Source organism: Streptomyces sp. Qhu_M48 (genome assembly GCF_051305195.1).
Classification (GTDB): domain Bacteria; phylum Actinomycetota; class Actinomycetes; order Streptomycetales; family Streptomycetaceae; genus Streptomyces.
Genome location: NZ_CP195432.1, coordinates 3,123,023 through 3,140,220 on the forward strand (window position 1 = coordinate 3,123,023; position 17,198 = coordinate 3,140,220).

13 protein-coding genes are annotated in these 17,198 nt (G+C 75.1%); 8 read left to right on the forward strand and 5 right to left on the reverse strand.

Annotated elements, in window-relative coordinates; translation table 11 throughout:
* Positions 1-180: 180 nt before the first annotated feature.
* The 5 genes from ACRRSS_RS14330 to ACRRSS_RS14350 are packed head-to-tail and all read right to left on the reverse strand — an operon-like array spanning position 181 to position 6,142.
* On the reverse strand, positions 181-1,707 hold the full coding sequence (locus ACRRSS_RS14330; protein ID WP_435971591.1) for an MFS transporter: 1,527 nt from the start codon (positions 1,705-1,707) through the stop codon (positions 181-183).
* On the reverse strand, positions 1,704-2,672 hold the full coding sequence (locus ACRRSS_RS14335; RefSeq protein WP_435971592.1) for a DUF6895 family protein: 969 nt from the start codon (positions 2,670-2,672) through the stop codon (positions 1,704-1,706). The genes ACRRSS_RS14330 and ACRRSS_RS14335 overlap by 4 nt, the downstream gene beginning before the upstream one ends.
* Positions 2,673-2,674: 2 nt before the next feature.
* A complete protein-coding gene (locus tag ACRRSS_RS14340; protein WP_435971593.1) occupies positions 2,675-4,012 on the reverse strand; it encodes a radical SAM protein in 1,338 nt (445 codons plus the stop codon).
* Complete coding sequence (locus ACRRSS_RS14345) at positions 4,009-4,971, reverse strand: DUF6895 family protein (protein WP_435971594.1); 963 nt, start codon at positions 4,969-4,971, stop codon at positions 4,009-4,011. Before ACRRSS_RS14345 ends, ACRRSS_RS14340 begins: the two co-directional genes overlap by 4 nt.
* The gene (locus ACRRSS_RS14350) at positions 4,943-6,142 is read right to left on the reverse strand and encodes a glycosyltransferase (RefSeq protein ID WP_435971595.1); all 1,200 of its coding nucleotides are present in this window, start codon (positions 6,140-6,142) and stop codon (positions 4,943-4,945) included. The genes ACRRSS_RS14345 and ACRRSS_RS14350 overlap by 29 nt, the downstream gene beginning before the upstream one ends.
* Positions 6,143-6,704: 562 nt before the next feature.
* Between ACRRSS_RS14350 and ACRRSS_RS14355 the strand changes: the two genes are divergently transcribed.
* From ACRRSS_RS14355 to ACRRSS_RS14390, 8 genes are all read left to right on the forward strand, one after another.
* Complete coding sequence (locus ACRRSS_RS14355; RefSeq protein ID WP_435971596.1) at positions 6,705-7,946, forward strand: radical SAM protein; 1,242 nt, start codon at positions 6,705-6,707, stop codon at positions 7,944-7,946.
* The gene (locus ACRRSS_RS14360) at positions 7,943-8,605 is read left to right on the forward strand and encodes an iron-containing redox enzyme family protein (protein WP_435971597.1); all 663 of its coding nucleotides are present in this window, start codon (positions 7,943-7,945) and stop codon (positions 8,603-8,605) included. Before ACRRSS_RS14355 ends, ACRRSS_RS14360 begins: the two co-directional genes overlap by 4 nt.
* On the forward strand, positions 8,602-8,835 hold the full coding sequence (locus ACRRSS_RS14365) for an aroma-sacti cluster domain-containing protein (protein WP_435971598.1): 234 nt from the start codon (positions 8,602-8,604) through the stop codon (positions 8,833-8,835). Before ACRRSS_RS14360 ends, ACRRSS_RS14365 begins: the two co-directional genes overlap by 4 nt.
* A 40-nt stretch (positions 8,836-8,875) precedes the next feature.
* Positions 8,876-12,202, forward strand: coding sequence for an adenylate/guanylate cyclase domain-containing protein (locus ACRRSS_RS14370; protein WP_435971599.1), 3,327 nt, complete (start codon positions 8,876-8,878; stop codon positions 12,200-12,202).
* Complete coding sequence (locus tag ACRRSS_RS14375) at positions 12,199-13,032, forward strand: S8 family peptidase (RefSeq protein ID WP_435971600.1); 834 nt, start codon at positions 12,199-12,201, stop codon at positions 13,030-13,032. The genes ACRRSS_RS14370 and ACRRSS_RS14375 overlap by 4 nt, the downstream gene beginning before the upstream one ends.
* Positions 13,033-13,057: 25 nt before the next feature.
* Positions 13,058-13,642, forward strand: coding sequence for a GAF domain-containing protein (locus ACRRSS_RS14380; protein WP_351900857.1), 585 nt, complete (start codon positions 13,058-13,060; stop codon positions 13,640-13,642).
* A 494-nt stretch (positions 13,643-14,136) separates the two neighbouring features.
* Entirely contained in the window at positions 14,137-16,287 is a 2,151-nt protein-coding gene (locus tag ACRRSS_RS14385; protein WP_435975328.1) for a SpoIIE family protein phosphatase, read from the forward strand.
* 88 nt (positions 16,288-16,375) lie between these two features.
* The gene (locus tag ACRRSS_RS14390; protein WP_435971601.1) at positions 16,376-17,122 is read left to right on the forward strand and encodes a transcriptional regulator; all 747 of its coding nucleotides are present in this window, start codon (positions 16,376-16,378) and stop codon (positions 17,120-17,122) included.
* Positions 17,123-17,198: the final 76 nt, after the last annotated feature.

A 17,198-nucleotide genomic window follows, 5' to 3' on the forward strand; every position in this document is an offset into this window, starting at 1 on the left:
GGCGCCCGGTCAACGCGTCAGAGGTCGTTGGAACGGTTGATCACGCAGGCGGCGAGTTCCTCCTCGTCGCTGTGGGCGACGACTTCGAGGTCCTCGCTCTCGGCCGGCTCCAGGTTCGTGGGCTCGGGCATGTCCGTCCTCCTCGGTCGACGGCGTCGGTCGCGCCGCCTCGGCGCGAACCTACGGACCCTCGGTTGGGGAACGGTCGGCCGGGGGTTCGGAACCGGTATGCGACGCATGGGCTCGGACGTCGGCCTCCAGGTCGGCCTCCACGTCGGCCCCGGAACCGGCCTCCACGTCGGCCTCCACGCCCGCCTCCGCCTCGTGCCCGACACCGCCCTTCGCCTCGGCCCCCGCACCGGTCTCCGTGCCGGATTCCGTGCCGGTCTCCTCGGCCGTCTCCGTGCCGGGCAGGGCGAGCCAGGCGTAGACGCCGGCCAGGACGACGACCGCCCCGGACACCGCGAAGATCGTGTCGATGGGTCCGAACCGGACGCCGCCCACGGAGCCCGCCACGTCCCGCAGCACGGAGCCGGCGAGCCAGCCGGAGAGGACCGCGGCGAGCATCGACGCCAGCTTCGTCACCGGATAGAACACGGCCATCACCCGCCCCCGGAAGTCCGGGGGCGCCGCCGCGAGCAGCAGCGGTGCCATCGCGGTGTTCAGCACCGTGAGCGGAACGGCGAAGACGAAGAGCAGGGCGACGCCGCCGAGGAAGCCGGACTGGCGCGAGTAGGCGACCAGGAGCACGCCGCTCACCAGCAGGCTGACCCAGGTGCTCCGCCGTGCCCCGAGCCACTCCACCACCCGGCCCGCGCACAGCGCCCCGGTGATGCCGCCCGCTCCCATGGCCATGCCGATGTATCCGTAGAGATGGGCGGAGGCGTGGAGGTTGTCGGTGGTGAAGAAGACGTTGAGCGTGCTCAGCGCCCCGATCCCGAACTGGCCGATGACGGCGATCAGGAGGAGCGCGACCAGGAACCTGCTCCGCGCGAAGAAGCGCACACCGGCCACGAACTCCGCGCGCAGCCCGCCCTGTCGCTTGCCGGTGGACTTCCTGGTGCCGCCCGGCCGGGTCGTGCCCGCGGCCGTCGCGCGTATCCCGATGGACCGGATGGCCACGTACGACACCGCGTAGGTCAGCGCGTTGAAGAGCAGGGCCCACTGCAGGCCGGCGGTGAACAGCAGCGGCGCGGCGAGCGGCGGGCCGATGATCCAGGCCGTCTCCCCGGTCGCCTGCGCGATACCGGCCGCCCGGGCACGGTCGGCCTCACCCGTCACGAGGTCCGCGAGGATCGCGAAGCGCGCGGGGGAGAAGAACTGGCCCGCCGCGTGCAGCAGCAGCACGGTCGCGTAGACGACGCCGAGCCAGGCGCCCGCCGGGAGGGCGTCGGCCGGCAGGAAGGAGACGACGGTCAGCAGGGCCACGAGCCCGCCGCGGAGCACCTCGGTGCCGAGCAGGGTGCGGAGCTTGTCCCAGCGGTCGACGAACACGCCCGCGAGCGGGCCGATGACCAGGACGGCGACGCTCGACGCCATCAGGACGCCGCTCACCGCCATCGGCGCCCACGCCTCGTCCTTCGCCAGCACGGTGGCCACCCACAGCACCAGCGTGGTGCTGAAGACGGCGTCACCGACGGACGAGACGGCCTGGCCGAACCAGAGCCGGGTGTAGTCGGGGTTGATGAGCGTGAGGCGTGGTGTCATGACGGCCTCGGCGACGGGACGACGGACGCCATGAGGGCGGTCACCAGGGTCGTGTGGTACGCCTTGCGGAAGAACGCGCCGCCCGTCGTGGACGGGGGCGCCGTGAGTGCCGCGGACCGTGCCGGAATCGCCCCGTCGGGCCGCTGGGCCCGTACGAGACACTCCACCGCCGCCGCGCCCGAGGACGTCCGCAGCGGATCGACGCCCAGGATGAACTGGGTGAGGACGAGCTCCGCCGCCAGGTCCCACCGGTCGTGCGCGACGCAGTGGAGCAGCATCTGGTCGACCAGCTCCCGCGCGGGGGAGAGGACGTCCTCCGCCAGGCCGGTGGCGGCGCGGCCGAAGTCGCCCAGATAGAAGGCGGTGTGCGTCAGGGCGTACGCCTGCGGGGTCGTGAGCGGTGCCGTGCTCTCCGGCGTCCGCGTGCCGCTCCCCGGTGCCGCGTCCGCCGCGATCGCCTCCCCCTCGGGCTCCGCGGCGCGGAAGGCGACGAGCGGGCTCCGCGGGAGGAGTTCGGCGTACGGCTCGACGGTGTGGCGCACACCGGCCTTGTCCGCGTAGTAGCGGATCTCGACGCGCCGGTACGCCGACTTCCCCCGCGGCGAGAGGAAGGCGGGGTCCAGCCGTGCGAGCGCGCCCCGGCACTGTGTGTCGTCGATCCCGTCGGGGGCCAGCGCGGCGTAGATCAGGCCGTACGTGGAGGCGTACCCGGGCACGTCGTCGAAGAGCCGGGGGAGGTCCGGGTCCTGCCAGAGCTTCCGTACCAGGGCCGTCGCCCCGCCCAGCGCCTCCGGGGTGCCGTTCGGGCCGCCCGCGCGGTGGCAGAGCAGCGCCAGTTCCAGCGCAGCCTTCGCCTTTCCGTGCGTGGCCGCCGGGGCGCTCGCCGAGAACGGGTCGAAGTGGTCGAGGTTCCTTCCCAGCCAGCCGAGCGCGCCGGCGGAGAGCTGCTCCAGGGGAGAGGGCATGGCTACAGGCGCCCCGTCTCGTGCAGGTGGTCGAGCAGGGCCGTGTCGACGGTGTCGCGGAACCGGGCGAGGGTCCGCGCGTCCTCGTCGTAGCTGTACAGGTCCTGGCAGGCGATCCACCGGTCGCCGGTCACCGCGCTGGGCAGGTAGCCGTCGGTGACCGTGCCGACCTCCCAGTCGGGCTTGCCCGCGGTCTCCCAGCAGCTGGCCAGCGTCCCGTCCGCGCTCACGACGGCGCCGTAGCGGCCGTCGGCGTGACCGCAGGTGACACAGGTCTTCCTGCCGCCGGGGCGGCTCACGGTGAAGCCGAGTCCGAGCGCCCGGCGCTGCCACCGGGTGAAGGCGGCCGAGAGCTCCCCGGTGTGCAGGAGGCTGTTGGCGTATCCCACGCCCACGTCGCCGATCCGGGCGAAGTACAGCGTGCACCGCGCGGGGTCGAGGGCGGCCCCGAGCCGGTCGACCAGGGCGTCGACCCCGTGGAAGGTCTCCTGGGAGACGTTCACCCGCAGCGTCCACCGGATCGGCGTGGCCTCGGAGGCCCTGACGATGTTGCGGACGATCTTGTCGAAGGTCCCGCTGCCGTCCGCCCTGCCGACCCGGATCCGGTCGTGGTCGTCCCGGTCGCCGTCGAAGGTGACCTGGACGGACGTCAGCCCGCGGTCGGTGAGGCGCCGGGCCAGCGACGGGGTGAGCAGGGTGGCGTTGGAGATCATCCAGGCGGAGGTCGGCGCGATCTCCGCGGCGCGCTCCAGGAGTTCCACGCAGCCGCGCGGGTTGAGCAGGGGCTCTCCCCCGAAGAGCAGGATCCTCAGCTTCGCCAGACCGGCGGCGGCCATCTGCCGTTCGGTGAAGCCGAGGATCGAGGTGATCGTCTCCGAGCTCAGGCGGGTCCGGGCGATCCGGGGCGGCCGGCTGCCGCCCGCCAGGTCCTGGGCGGTGTTCTGGAAGCAGTACCCGCAGCCCAGGTTGCAGTGGGTGCTGGTGAGGACGGTGAGCGCGTAGGCATGGACCCGGGCGGGGGCGAACATGCCGCTCTGGCGAAGCCGTTGCTCCGCCTCGGGGTACAGGCCTCCGTCGGCGGTGACGTGCCGGTCGCCGAGCCGGGCGACCCCGCCCGGGCCGAGGAACCACCAGTTCCGCTCGCCCCGGAGGAGACGCGCTCCGGCCGCCGCGAGCGCGGTGGGCCCGGTCGTCGACACGTCCTCGGGGCCCGGCACGCGGGCTATGGCGCTCGCCTGTCCGGTGCCCGCATCCGGGGCGACGCCCGCCGCCTGGTCCATGGCCGCCGCCTGTCCGATGCCCGCCGTCTGGTCCACGGCTGTCGCCTGGTCGATGCTCATCGCGTCTCCCGCGCTGCCGATGCCGCTGTGGTGGAGACCCCGCAGGCCCGGCCGGCGCCGACGACGAGCGTCGCCAGGGCCGTGACGAGGGTCGCCTGGTAGGACTTCCGGAAGTAGTCGACGGGCGTCGCGTCCGCCGGGGCACGCCGGACGACGGACTTGCCGGGGATCGCGCCGTCGGGCGCCTGGACCTCCGCGAGCATCCGGATGCCGGCCGCCCCGGAGGGCGTACGCAGGGGATCGGCGCCCAGGCAGTACTGGGCGAGCACGAGCTTGCCGACGAGGTCCCATTCGCCGAGGCCCACACAGTGGTGGGTGAGCCGCTCCACCACCTGGAGCGCCTGCTCCCGGGCGTCCTCGGTCAGGCCGGGGTCACGGAGGCCGAAGTCGCTGAGGTAGAAGACGGTGTGCGCGACCACGCAGACGTCCAGGTCGGCCACGGGCAGCGTGGCGGCCCGGGCGGGCAGGCTGGCCGCGTACAACTCCTCGTACGAGGCGAACCGGTGCTCGGCGCCCGCGAGATCGGCGTAGTACCGGGCCTCCAGATGGACGTACGGGGACTTCCCGCGCGGCGCGAGGTAGCCGTCGGCCGCCGACCGGGCGAGGACCGTGCGGGGGCCGTCGGTGACGGCTCCGGCGGGGGTCAGCGCCGCGTACATCAGCTCGAACTGCCGGGCGTATCTCCGGTCGAGGGTCAGCAGATGCGGGAAGTCCGGTCGCTGCAGGGCCCGTTCGACCAGCTCGGTGACGTCGCCGAGGGCGGCGTCCGCCGGTCCGGCCTTGCTCCATGAACGGCGCAGGAGCGCGAGTTGCAGGAGGGCCTTGACGCGTGGGGTGACCGGCAGGTCGGCGTGGCCGGCGGGCGAGTCGAGGTACCCCGCCCGCGCCGCGATCCACCGCCGCGTACCCGCGGACAGACTCGCCACGGCCTCATCGAGGCCGACTGATCGCGTACTCATGGTCCTCCTTCGGGGGTGCGGAGGCCTGGGCCACCCGCTCGACGATGTCGGCCGCGCGCGCGGCGCTGTTCCCGGCGGCGAGCCCGCCGCCGAGGGCACGCGCGCGGGTCCGCAGGGAGTCGTCGCGCCCCACCGACTCCAGCAGCGCCGACAGCTCCACGGACGGGGTCTTCGGGTCGCGCACGGCCACGCCGGCCCGCACGCAGGCGCCGGTGAGCAGCGGCTGCTCGGATCCGTTGGGCGAGAGCGCGAGGGGACGGCCGCGCAGCAGGGCGGCCAGCACGGGGGCGGAGGTGCCGTTGGCGAGCACCATCGTGGACCGGTCGACCAGCGGACCCATCCAGGGCTTGCGCACGAGCAGGACGTCAGCGCCGGGAGCGGGCCGCGGGTCCGTGGACCGGCCCTGCTCGACCACGGCCTGGAACCGGCCGCCGGTGAACGCCTCGTTGAGTCGCGGCCACAGGCTCCCGCCCCCGAAGAAGCGGCCCAGATGGACGTAGACGACGGGCTTGCCGGACCGGGCCAGCCGATCCGCCACCGCCTCGACCTCACCCGGGCCGGGAGCCGGCTCCCAGGCCAGCGGTCCCACGTGCCGGACCCGCTCGGGGAGTTCCGCACCCGGGTACTCCAGGGCCGGATCCCCGCGGAGCAGCAGCGCCTCACCGTACAGCGGGCTGTCCGCCCACCGGGAGGCACGGCCCGCCAGACCCGTCTCCTCCCGCGTCTCGGCGTGGATCCGCAGGCAGTCGAGGGTCCGGCTCTCCCGGGTCCTGCCCAGGCGCGGCTCCCCTTCGCCGCCCCTCCGGTAGTCCCACAGATGGACCGAGAGCCCGATCACGACCACCGGGATGTCCAGCGTCTCGGCGGCGAGCAGGGCGCCGTTGCAGAGCACGGAGGTGACCAGCAGATCGGCCCCCGCCTCCCGGGCCGCGCGCAGCGTCGCCCGGTACTGCGCCGCACCGGTCTTCCCCCACCACGTGGCGGAGAACGCCCGATGGCCGCCGAACTCCTCCGCCGTCGCCACCGGCAGCCCGGCCCCGGCCACGACGGGCCCGGCGCCGGCCCTGGCCAGCACGCTGACCTGGTGGCCCCGGCGCCGAAGTTCACGCCCGGCCGCGAGGGCCGGGTAGAGGTAGCCGCCGTCGCTGAGCGGGCAGAGCAGGATCTTCACGACGTGCGCGCTCCCTCGGGATCAGGTGGGCGGCGGCGGATGGTGCCGCGCCCGCGTGAGGTGGCCGCGGGCCCCCCGGTCCTGGCACGTTCTGCCGAGAACCGGGTGGCCCGCGAGGTACTCAGGTCGAGATGCGTCGCGTCAGGAGATGTCGCTCGAGTTGTTGACGATGCAGCCGGCCTCGGCCTCCTCGTCCTCGCCGTGCGCCACGACCTCGATGTCCTCGTCCTCGATCGGCTTCGGGTTCGTGTTCTCGGGCATGTTCGTCCTCCTTGTTGGACGGCGTCGCTGCGCCGGCTGAGAAGAAACGTACGGATCGGCGGTATGGGAACGCCTGACCGCCGGTTGTGCGCCGGTAAACGCCGACGACGCGGGCGTGGCACGGCCCCGCGACCCGCCCGGGCCCCCTGTCACACCTCCGCGCCCGGCCGTCCCGCGCCCGCTCCCACCCACCCGGAGCTGGGGACCAACCGATCCCCAGGCGTTCCCGAACCGGAAGTCTGCCCGCCACGGGCACGCTCCAGGTCATGTCCGCGCGCGACACGAACACGGGGGAGGAACCATGGACCTGGCGGAGCTCATCGGCCTGCGGCCGGTGCCCTGCGGCGGCCTCCTGGTGGCGCTCACCCGCCGCTGCCCCATGAGCTGCGCGCACTGCTCCACCGGATCCTCCCTCTCCGTCTCCGAGGAGCCGGACTCGGGCCAACTGCTGCGGTTCATCGGCTCGTTCGGTACGGAGGACCGCCCCGAGGTGGTCATGCTGACCGGCGGCGAACCACTGCTGCTGCCGGAGCTGGCCGCCCGCCTGGCCGGACTCGCACGCGCCAAGGGGTCCCGGGTGGCGCTGCTCAGCGGGATGTTCTTCGCCCGCGGCGGACGCGTCCCGGAGCGGACCATGCGGGCGATCACGGCCCTCGACCACTTCTCGGCCAGCCTGGACGTCCACCACGAGCGGGAGGTCCCGCGCGCGGACGTGCTGAGCGCCCTCCGGGCCGTACTCGACGCCGGGGTCCCCGCCAGCATCCACCTCACGGGCGCAGGCGCCGACGACCCGTACCTGGCGGACGTCGTCGCCGACGTCCGCCGTGTCTTCGGCACCGGGATGCCCCTGCTGGTCAACGAGGTCCGGCCGCTCGGCCGTGCCGCGCGCCTCGCCCTGCCGACACCCCCCGGGCCGGACGGCTCCCGCGCGGCGCCCTGCGCGCTCGCGGCCTGGCCGGTGGTCGCCTTCGACGGCACCGTGGCCGCCTGCTGCAACCAGTGGACGGTGGACCGACGCCCCGTCCCCCCGCACCTGCGGCTCGGGCACATCGCCGACGACGACTGGCCGGCCGTGCGAGCCCGTTCCCTCGGCTCCCCGGTGCTGCGGATGCTGCGCGCGGTCGGCCCCCGGCGCCTCCACGAACGGTACGAGAGCGAGCCGGCCCCTGCGGGCTACTGCCGCAGCTGCCATGCGCTCGCCGACCGTCCGGAGGTCCTCGCGGGCGCCGCCCGCGACGCGGGCGGCCGGGTCGGCGCACTCCTCGACCGGCTGAGCACGGACCAACAGCTCGCCGCTGGACCCGCCGCGCTGGTACGCCGCATGGGCTGCGCCCGCTACGCGCACCTGGTCGAGTCGCCTCCTCCGGACGAACCACCCACGGCCGGCGGTCCGGCGGTGGGAGGCGAGCGCCCCGGGGGAGCCGGACCGCAGCCCGGTGTCGAGCCGTTCCCGCATGCCGCCCGGCCGCTCCCGCCCGCCGCCGTAGTCGATCCGCTTCCCCTGATCGAGTCGCTTCCCGGAGAGAAGAGGAGTTGCCGATGAACGCCACCGCATCCCTCGCGCTCAGGACCAAACTCACGCCCACCACCCCCGTCCTGAGAGCCGCGACCGCCGCCCTCTGGCGGCCGGACGGACTCCGGCAGCGGTACGTGCGCTACCTGGCCGCCATGCATCCGCTCGTACGGGCCTCGGTGCCGCTCCTGGAACGGGCGGCCGAGCGGTGCGCCGAGCTGGGCGACCCGGCCTCGCGGCGCCTCGCGGCGTACTGCCTCCGCCACGCCGAGGAGGAACGCGACCACGACGCCTGGCTCCTCGACGACCTCGCCGCCGCCGGAGCCGGGCCCGCCGCCGTGCCGCACCCCGTCGTGGTGGAACTCGCCGGGGCGCAGTACTACCGGATCGAGCACGAGCACCCCGTCGCGCTCCTCGGCTACATCGCGGTCCTGGAGGGCAACGCGCCCGGGCCCCGCCTCGCCGACCGGCTCACCGAGGCCACCGGGCTCCCCGACCGCGCGTTCCGCACCCTCAGGGAACACGCGGAGCTCGACGGGGGCCACCTCGACGACCTGCACCGGGTGCTCGACGAACTCGCCCCGACCCCGGCCCGGCAGACCGCCGTCTCCGTCAGCGCCCTGCACACGGCCAACCTGCTCACCCGGCTCTTCCTCTCCCTCGCCGCCGACCCCGGAGGACACCCGTGACCGACCACCCCGCCACCCCGCCCGACGACAGCGCCCCCTCCGAGCCCACGCTCGAGGCGCTCGCCGCCGCCGGGTTCGACGTCGACGCCCTCAGCGAGGAGCAGCAGGCGGTCGTACGCGCGCTCACCCCCGACGAACTGGCCCTGCTCGTCGACATCAGGGGACGGCTCGACGCCGCGGCCCCCGAGGTGCAGGCCCACGCGGACGTGGCCGGCGGCGCCCTCTTCTGACCCCGGCCGGCCCTCGGCCCCCTGCCCACCGGAGGAACCCATGTCCTGCGCCTCGTGCCGGAGCGCACTGCCGCACGGCGCCCGGTTCTGCCCCTCCTGCGGCACCCCGTGCGCCGCGGGACCGGTGACGGCCAGACCGACCGGCCGCAAGGTCGTGACCGTCCTCTTCTGCGACCTGGTCGGCTCCACGGCGCTCTCCGGGGCCCTGGACGCCGAGACCCTGCGCTCGGTGACGCTCCGCTGGTTCGACCTGATGCGGCTCCGGATCGAGGAACAGGGCGGCACCGTCGAGAAGTTCATCGGGGACGCCGTGATGGCCGTCTTCGGCGTGCCGACCGTGCGGGAGGACGACGCCCGCCGCGCGGTCTCCGCCGCCCTGGCCATGCGGGAGGCGCTGACCGGGCTCAACGTCCGTCTGGAGGAGGCCGTCGGGGTACGCCTGGAGATGCGCATCGGTATCAACACCGGTCAGGCGGTCACGGGTGCGGCGACCCTGCGGCAGGCCATGGTCTCCGGCGAGGTGGTCAACATCGCCGCCCGCCTCGAACAGAACGCCGCCGCCGGGGAGATCCTCATAGGCCCCGACACGCTGGCGGCCGCCGGGCCGGGCGTCCGGACGACGGAGACCGGCCCCTTGCTGCTCAAGGGCAAGAGCGACCGGGTGGCGGCCCACCGCCTGCGCGGTCTGGACGAGGAGGATTGCCCGGAGGCGCTGCGCCGCTTCGACCTCGGATTCGTCGGCCGGACCCGCGAACTCGCCCTGATGGAACAGGCGCTGGACCGCGTGGTCAGGACTCGCCGGGGCGATCGTCTGGTGGTCGGAGGGGAGGCGGGCCAGGGCAAGACCAGACTCGTCCGCGAATGGCTCCAGCGGGCGACGACGACAGCGACTGCGAGGGGAACGGCGACCGCGACGGGAACGGCGACAGCGGCGACGGCAGCGGCACCGACGACAGCGACGGTGGGGACCACGGCCCCCGCGACCACGGCCCCCGCGACCACCGTCACCAGGACCACTGCCATAAAGGCCACCGCCACCCCCGCCCCGCCCTCCACCGAAGGCCGCCCCCGCCACGGTGTCGGGCGGTGCCGCGCCCGGGGCGAACAGCCCAGCCTCGGGCCGCTCGCCGACGCCGTGGCCGACCTCCTGAAGACCGTCGGCACGGCCGCGCCCTCCCCCGAACTGGACCTGCTCCACCAGGGCCTGCTCCTGGACGGGACGCCCAACCCGTCGCCCGCGGACACCTGCGCGGCGCTCGCCAAGGTCCTCGCCGACCTCGCCGGGACGGAGCCCGTCGTGCTGGTGATCGACGACTGCCAGTGGGCCGCGCAGCCGCTCTTCGACGCCCTCGAGCGGCTCCTGCGCGCCCTCTCCGACGCCCCCGTCCTGACCGTCCTGCTCACCCGCCCCGAGCTCTTCGACGTACGCCCCGAACTCGCCCTGGACGCCGTACCGCTCGGCGGACTCTCCGACGCGGAGGCGCGGCTCCTCGCGGCCGAGCTGGCCGGGGGCACGGCGGACGTCGAGCCGCTCACCCCGCAGGTCCTCGCACGGGTGGGCGGGAACCCGCTGCACCTGGAGCAGCTGCTGGTCGCCGGGCATCCCGTCGACGCGGACAGCGTGCCACTGCCGCTCCAGGCCCTGATCGGCGCCCGGATCGACGCGCTCGACGTGCCCGAGCACCGGGCCCTGGGCCTGGCGTCCGTCCTGGGCGGCGACTTCACCGCCGCCGAGCTGGCCGCACTCGCCGGGCCCGCCGCGGAGACGTGGACCGGGGCCGAACTCCGCACCACCCTGCACCGGTTGGTACGGCACCGCCTGATCAGGCCGGACGGCGGCGCGTTCCGCTTCGCCGGAGGCCTGATCCAGGAGGTCGTCTACGCCAGCCAGTCCAAGCAGGACCGGGCCGACCGGCACGAACGGGCGGTCCGGCTGGAATCGGTGCGGGAGCGGGGCGGCGCGGCCGTCGGCGCCCACCTGGAGCAGGCGTACCGCTACCGGGTCGAGCTGGGCGCCCAGGACGCGCACACCGACGGTCTGCGCCGGCGGGCCGCCGACGCCCTCGCCGAGGCCGGGCGTCTCGCGCTGGCCCACGCGGACCCCGTGTGGGCCGCCGACCTTCTCTCCCGTGCGAGTGCCCGGTACACGGCGGGCGAGCCGGGCAGCGCGGCGACGCGACGACGGCTCGGCCAGACCCTCCTCGACCTGGGCCGGAGCGCCGAGGGCACGGAACTCCTCGAAGAGGTCCTGGCCGAGGCCCCGGAGGGCGGCCCGGACGGCGGTCCGGTCGCGGTGGAGGCCGCGCACGCCCGCCTCGGCCTGGCGTCCGCGGGCCACTCCCGAGGGGTGGACGAGACCCCCGGCGAAGCCGCCGCCGCCACCCTGCCGGTCTTCGCGGCGGCCGGTGACGAGCTCGGTCAGGCCAGGGCCTGTCTGCGGCTCGCGCAGGCCGCCCAGGAGGAGGGACTGCACCGGGCGGCGGAGCAGCTGCTCGCCCGCGCCCTCGACCACGCGGTGCGCGCCGACGCGGAGCCGGAGCGGGCCGCCGCCCTCGGGGCGACGGGCGTCTCGCTCTGGCGCGGCCCCCAGCCGGTCGTGGAGGCCGTGGCCCGCTGCCGCGCGCTCCTCGCCGAACAGGGGGCCGGCCGCCGGGCCGTCCGGCTGACCCTCAACTGCCCGCTCGCGGTGGTACTGGCCCTCCACGACGACCACGACGGCGCCCTGGCCCGCCTCGCCGAGGCGGAGCAGCTGGCGAAGAGGCTCGGCTACGCGGAGGCCGACGTCTTCCTGCCGATCTTCACCGCCACCGTGGCCGACCTGGCCGGCCGCCGGGAGGAGGCGCTCCTGAACCTGGAGCGGGCCATCGCCGCCGCGCGGGAGCTGGGCGCCACCGCGATGCTGCGGGGCGCCCTGCTGGACGCGGCCCGTATCCGACTCGACCTCGGCGACCGGCGCACCGCCCGTGACACCCTCGCCGAACTGGCGACGGAACGGCCGGAACAGGGGCGCCCGCACGCCGAGGCCGCCGACCTCGACGGTCTGCGGGCCCGGATGGCGGCCGTACAGGGCCAGGTGGCGACCGCCGACCGGCTCGCCGCCCGGGCGCTCGCCACGGCGGCCCGGACCGACTCGCCCATCGTCCAGGGCCTCGCCGCCCTCGACCACGCCCGCACGGCGCTCGCCCTGGGCCGCCCGGCCGACGCGGCGGAGGCCGCGGCCCGGGCACGGCGGCACTTCGCGGCCAAGGGCCATCTGCCCGCCGTACGCCGGGCCGAGGCCGTCGCCGCCCGCTGCGGCGCACGTCCGCCGGAGCGCGGCCCCACCGGTGGACGAGCCGCCGGAGCAGGAAGGGAGACAACGCGATGACCACCGGGCAGCGACCCGTGCCGGGACTGACCTGGGGACTTCGGGGCCGGGGCCCCGAGGACGTACCCGTGGAGGCCGACAGTGCGCCGGACCCCCCGGCGGGCGGTCTTCCCGGCGGCACCGGGCGTGGCGTCCGCGTCTGTGTCGTCGACTCCGGGGTCGAACGGGACCACCCCCTGGTCGGCCCGGTGCCCCAGGCGTGGCGCGTCGTCAAGGACGAGGACGGGGTCCGTGTCGAGGAGACGGACGAGGGGGACTTCTGCGGCCACGGCACCGCCTGCGCCGGGATCATCCGGCGCACCGCGCCGGAGTGCGAGATCTCCAGTGTCCGGGTGCTCGGCGAACGGTTCTCCGGCAGCGGGGACGTCCTGCTCGAAGGGATCCGGTGGGCCGTGCGCCAGCGGTTCGACGTGGTGAACCTCAGCCTCTCCACCAGCCGTGACCGGTTCGTGGAGGAGCTGCGCCGACTGGCGGACGAGGCGTACTTCCAGCAGACCGTGATCGTCGCCTCGGCGCACAACACGCACGTGGAGAGCTTCCCCTGGCGCTTCTCCTCGGTGATCTCCGTCGGCAGCCACCAGGAGGACGACCAGGACCTCCACCTCTACAACCCCGAGCCCCCGGTGGAGTTCTTCGCCCCCGGCCAGCGCGTCCAGGTGGCGTGGCTCGGCGGCACGTCGATCCGCAGCTCCGGCAACAGCTTCGCCACCCCGTTCGTCGCGGGACTCTGCGCGCGGATCCTGTCGAGCCGCCCCCGGCTCACGCCGTTCCAGCTGAAGAACGCCCTGTACCTGTCCGCAGCCAACGTCCGTGTCCACGGAAGCCGGTAACGACCGGCGCCGGAAGGGAATCCCCATGGCTCAGACGATCGTCCCCGCCATGTCCGCAGCACCCCGGCCCGATCCGGCCATGGCCGAGCTCCTGCGGTCGGTGGTGGACACCGCGCGCGCCATCTTCGGCGCCGAGGCGAGCTCCATCCTGCTCCTGGACGCCGCGGCGGACGAGCTCATCTTCGAAGCCGTCTCCGGCCAGGGGCAGGAGTTCCTGGTGGGCCGGCGGTTCCCGGCGGGCCGGGGGATCGCCGGGTGGGTGGCCGCCTCGGGCGAGCCGATGGTGGTCGACGACCTCCACGACAGCGCGTCCTTCGACCGGGACGTCGCCAAGTCCACCGGCTACGTCCCGAACGCGCTGATGGCCGCCCCCCTCATCCACGGCGACCGCGTCCTCGGGGTCCTGGAGGTGCTCGACCCGTCCCCGCAGGCCCGGTCCAGCCTGTCCGAGCTCGACCTGCTGAGCCTGTTCGCCCGCCAGGCCGCGGTCGCCCTGCACGTCCTCACCACCCACGCGCCCCGCGGTGCGGCCCCGGACGCCCCCGACGACCCCTCGCGCACCGAGCTGCTCCGCCTCCTCTCGGAGGCCCGCCGCCTCCTGGAGGAGTGACGGGCCCCTCCACGTGTGGGCCGTGACGGTACGGACGGCCGACGGCCGTCCGTCGCCCGGCCGCGTACGGCGTACACCCGATGGAGTACGGAACCGGGGGCCGGGGAGAACGAGGACGCGGGCCCCGGGTGTCCGGGAGGACGCCCGGCGCCGGTGCGATGACGCCGCTGCCACCACCTCTGACCTGCGCTTTCCCCAGGTGGCGACCGGCCCTCGCGGGGGAGCCGCGGGCGCCGGTGCACGAGGGCCCCGAAGGCCTGTCGCGCGGCCGCGGGACGGCCGACGTAGGGTCCGACTATGCGTGACCCGCGCCGCCGCCGACCTCGCTCCGGGCCGCCCGGCCCCGGCACGGGGGCCGGTGCGCCGCCGAGCGCGACGCGCCCGGACCCGTGCCGGGCCCGGCCGGCCGCGGCGGGCGGGTGAGCCCGGTGGAAGGGGCCCCGGCGGACGGGACCACGGGCGCCGAGGGCGAGGACGTCTTCGCCGACGGCCGGATGGCCGCCGTCCTCACCGGCCTCATGCGGGACGCCGGGGCGTCGGTCGGGCTCGTCTACCTCCTGGTCCCGGGCGACCGGATGCTGCGCCTCGTGCTCGTCTCGGGACTGTCGCGGGAGATCGCCGCTCCCTGGGTCCGGATCCCGGCCGGGGCCCCGATCCCGGTGGCCGAAGCCATCCGGGAACGGAGGTTCGTGTGGCTGGGCGGCCGGGAGGAGATCGCCCACCACTACCCGAGGATCGGGATCGTCCTGCCGTACGACTTCATGCTGGCGGCCGCCCCCATCGCCGACGACACGACCGTGTGGGGCGGCGTCGTCCTGCTCTGGCCGGTCACGCACCCGCCCCAGCTCGACGCGCGCGAACGCGAGTCGATCGACGCCCACTGCCGTCTCGCGGCCCTGCTGCTACGGCGGGCCGCCGACCAGGACCCGCCACCGCCGCACCCCACGGAGCCGCGCGTGGTCCACCCGGAACGGCCCTCCGAGGCCGACCCGGTCCTCGCCGCCGCCGCCTTCGACCTCACCGAGCGGCTGCCCGTGGGGTGCTGCGCCCTGGACCTCGACGGGCGCGTCACCTTCATCAACACCGCCGGCGCCGAGCTGGTGAACGCCGGTGCGGCGACGCTGGTCGGCAGACGGCCGTGGGAGGCGCTGTTCTGGCTGAACGACCCCGCCTTCGAGGACCGCTACCGCGCCGCCGTCGTCAGCCGCCGGCCGACGTCGTTCACCGCCGTACGGCATCCGGCGACCTCGCTGCTCTTCGAGCTCTACCCCGACGAGACCGGCATCAGCGTCCTCATCTTCCCGAGGGCGGAACGCACCGCGCACGGCTCCGGACCGGCGCACGGGGGAGACCCCGTGCCGCCCGGTGCGGGCACGACGCCCGGCGCCGCTCCCGCCCGCGCGGCGCCACCGCCGCCCGCCGAGCCCGTCGGCGCCACCGCCGTCTACCAGCTGACGAACCTCGCGGCCTCCCTGGCCGAGGCGGCCGGCGTGCACGACGTCGTCGAACTCGTCGCCGACCAGACCGTGCCCGCCTTCGGCCCGCACGGACTCGTCCTCATGAGCGTCGACGAGGGGCGGCTGCGCGTCATCGGCCACCGCGGCTACAGCGAGGAGTTCGTCGAGAGCTTCGACGGCAGACCGCTCACGGCACCGGCCGCCGACGCCCAGGTGCTCGCCACCGGCGTCCCCGCCTTCTTCCCCACGTACGAGGACTTCCACCGCGCCCACCCGCGGGCGCCGCGCTACGAGGGCCGGAACGCCTGGGCGTTCCTTCCGCTGATCGCCTCCGGCCGTCCCGTGGGCTCGCTCGTCCTCTCGTACGACCGGCCGCGTCCCTTCCCGTCGGCCGAGCGGGCGCTGCTCACCTCCCTGGCCGGGCTGATCGCGCAGTCGCTGGCCAGGGCCCGGCTCTACGACGCCAAGCACTCCCTCGCGCGCAGCCTCCAGACCGGGCTGCTGCCGCACGGGCTGAGCTCGCTGCCCGGGGTCGACGTCGCCGCCCGCTATCTGCCGGCCGGCCACGGCACGGACATCGGCGGGGACTTCTACGACCTCATCCGCGCGACCCCCACCACCGTCATCGCGGTCATCGGCGACGTCCAGGGCCACAACACGACCGCCGCCGCGCTCATGGGGCAGGTGCGGACCGCCGTGCACGCCCACGCGACGGCCGGTGCGTCGCCCGGCGACATCCTGGCGCGCACCAACCGGCTGCTCGACGACCTCGACGCGGACCGCTTCACCAGTTGCCTGATCGCCGAACTCGACCTCGCCGACCACCGTCTCCGGCTGGCCACCGCGGGTCATCCGCCCCCCATCCTGAGGCGGGCCGACGGCAGCACCGAGATCCTGGAGGTCCCGCCGGGGCTCCTCCTCGGGATCGCCCCGGACGTCGAGTACAGCACGACGGAGCTGCCCTGGGACCCCGGATCCGTCCTCGCCCTGTACACCGACGGTCTCGTCGAGGCCCCCGGGCTCGACATCGGTACGGCCATGGCGGACCTGGCGGAGCGGCTCGCCGTGTCCCGGGCCGGGGACCTGGAACAGCTCGCGGACGAACTGACCCTGCACGTCAGGATCGCGGCCCACCGCACCGACGACGTCGCCCTCCTCCTCGTACGCCGACCGTCGTCTCCGGCGTAGAGGCCTCCCGGCCCGGCGGCGGCACGTACGGCCGATCCGGGAGCCGAGGCGGCTGCCCTGGCGGCGGGGCGGACCTATGCTCGGACGCGTGGCGAACCCTACCGATCTCCAGGACTCCCCGGCCGGACCCGTCGTCTCCGACCCCGAGCTGCTCGCCCTGCACGCCGTACGGCTCGCGGGCATGGCCGACGACGAGCGGGCGGCGGGGCGCTACGGGCTCGACCCCGAGGTCGTGCGCGAGGCGCTGCTCGACCACGAGGCGAGGGGCTGGGTGACCCGGCGCGCGTTCGCCGGGACGCGCGGCTGGAGCCTCACGGACGCCGGCAGGACCGAGGGGGAGCGGCGGCTCGCCGAGGAACTGGCCGGGGCGGGGCTCGGACCCTTCGTGCGCGAGCGGTACGAGACCTTCCTCGCCGACAACGCCCGCTGCCTCCGCGCCTGCACGAACTGGCAGGTGAGGCCGGACGGCACCGGGCGCCTGATCGTCAACGACCACGGCGACGCGGCGTGGGACGGGCGCGTACTCGACGAACTCACCGCCCTGGGGCGGGTCATCGAGCCCCTGTCGGAGGAGCTCGGCACCCGGCTCGTCCGCTTCCGCGGGTACGGCGCGCGGTTCACGGGCGCACTCGCGCGGGTCCGGCGGGGCGAGCTGTCCTGGGTCGACCGCGTCAGGGAGGACTCCTGCCACACCGTGTGGATGGAGCTCCACGAGGACCTCCTCGCCACGCTCGGCATCGCGCGCGGCGAGGAGCCCCCGCCGGGCTCGCGCCGCCCGACCGAGGGGACGACGCCCGAGGGGACGAGCGGCACGGGGACGACCGAAGCGGAGTGAGGACGGCGGACACCCGCCCCCGGCCATGCGGACACCCGCCCCCGGCCATGCGGACACCGGCACCCGGCCATGCGGA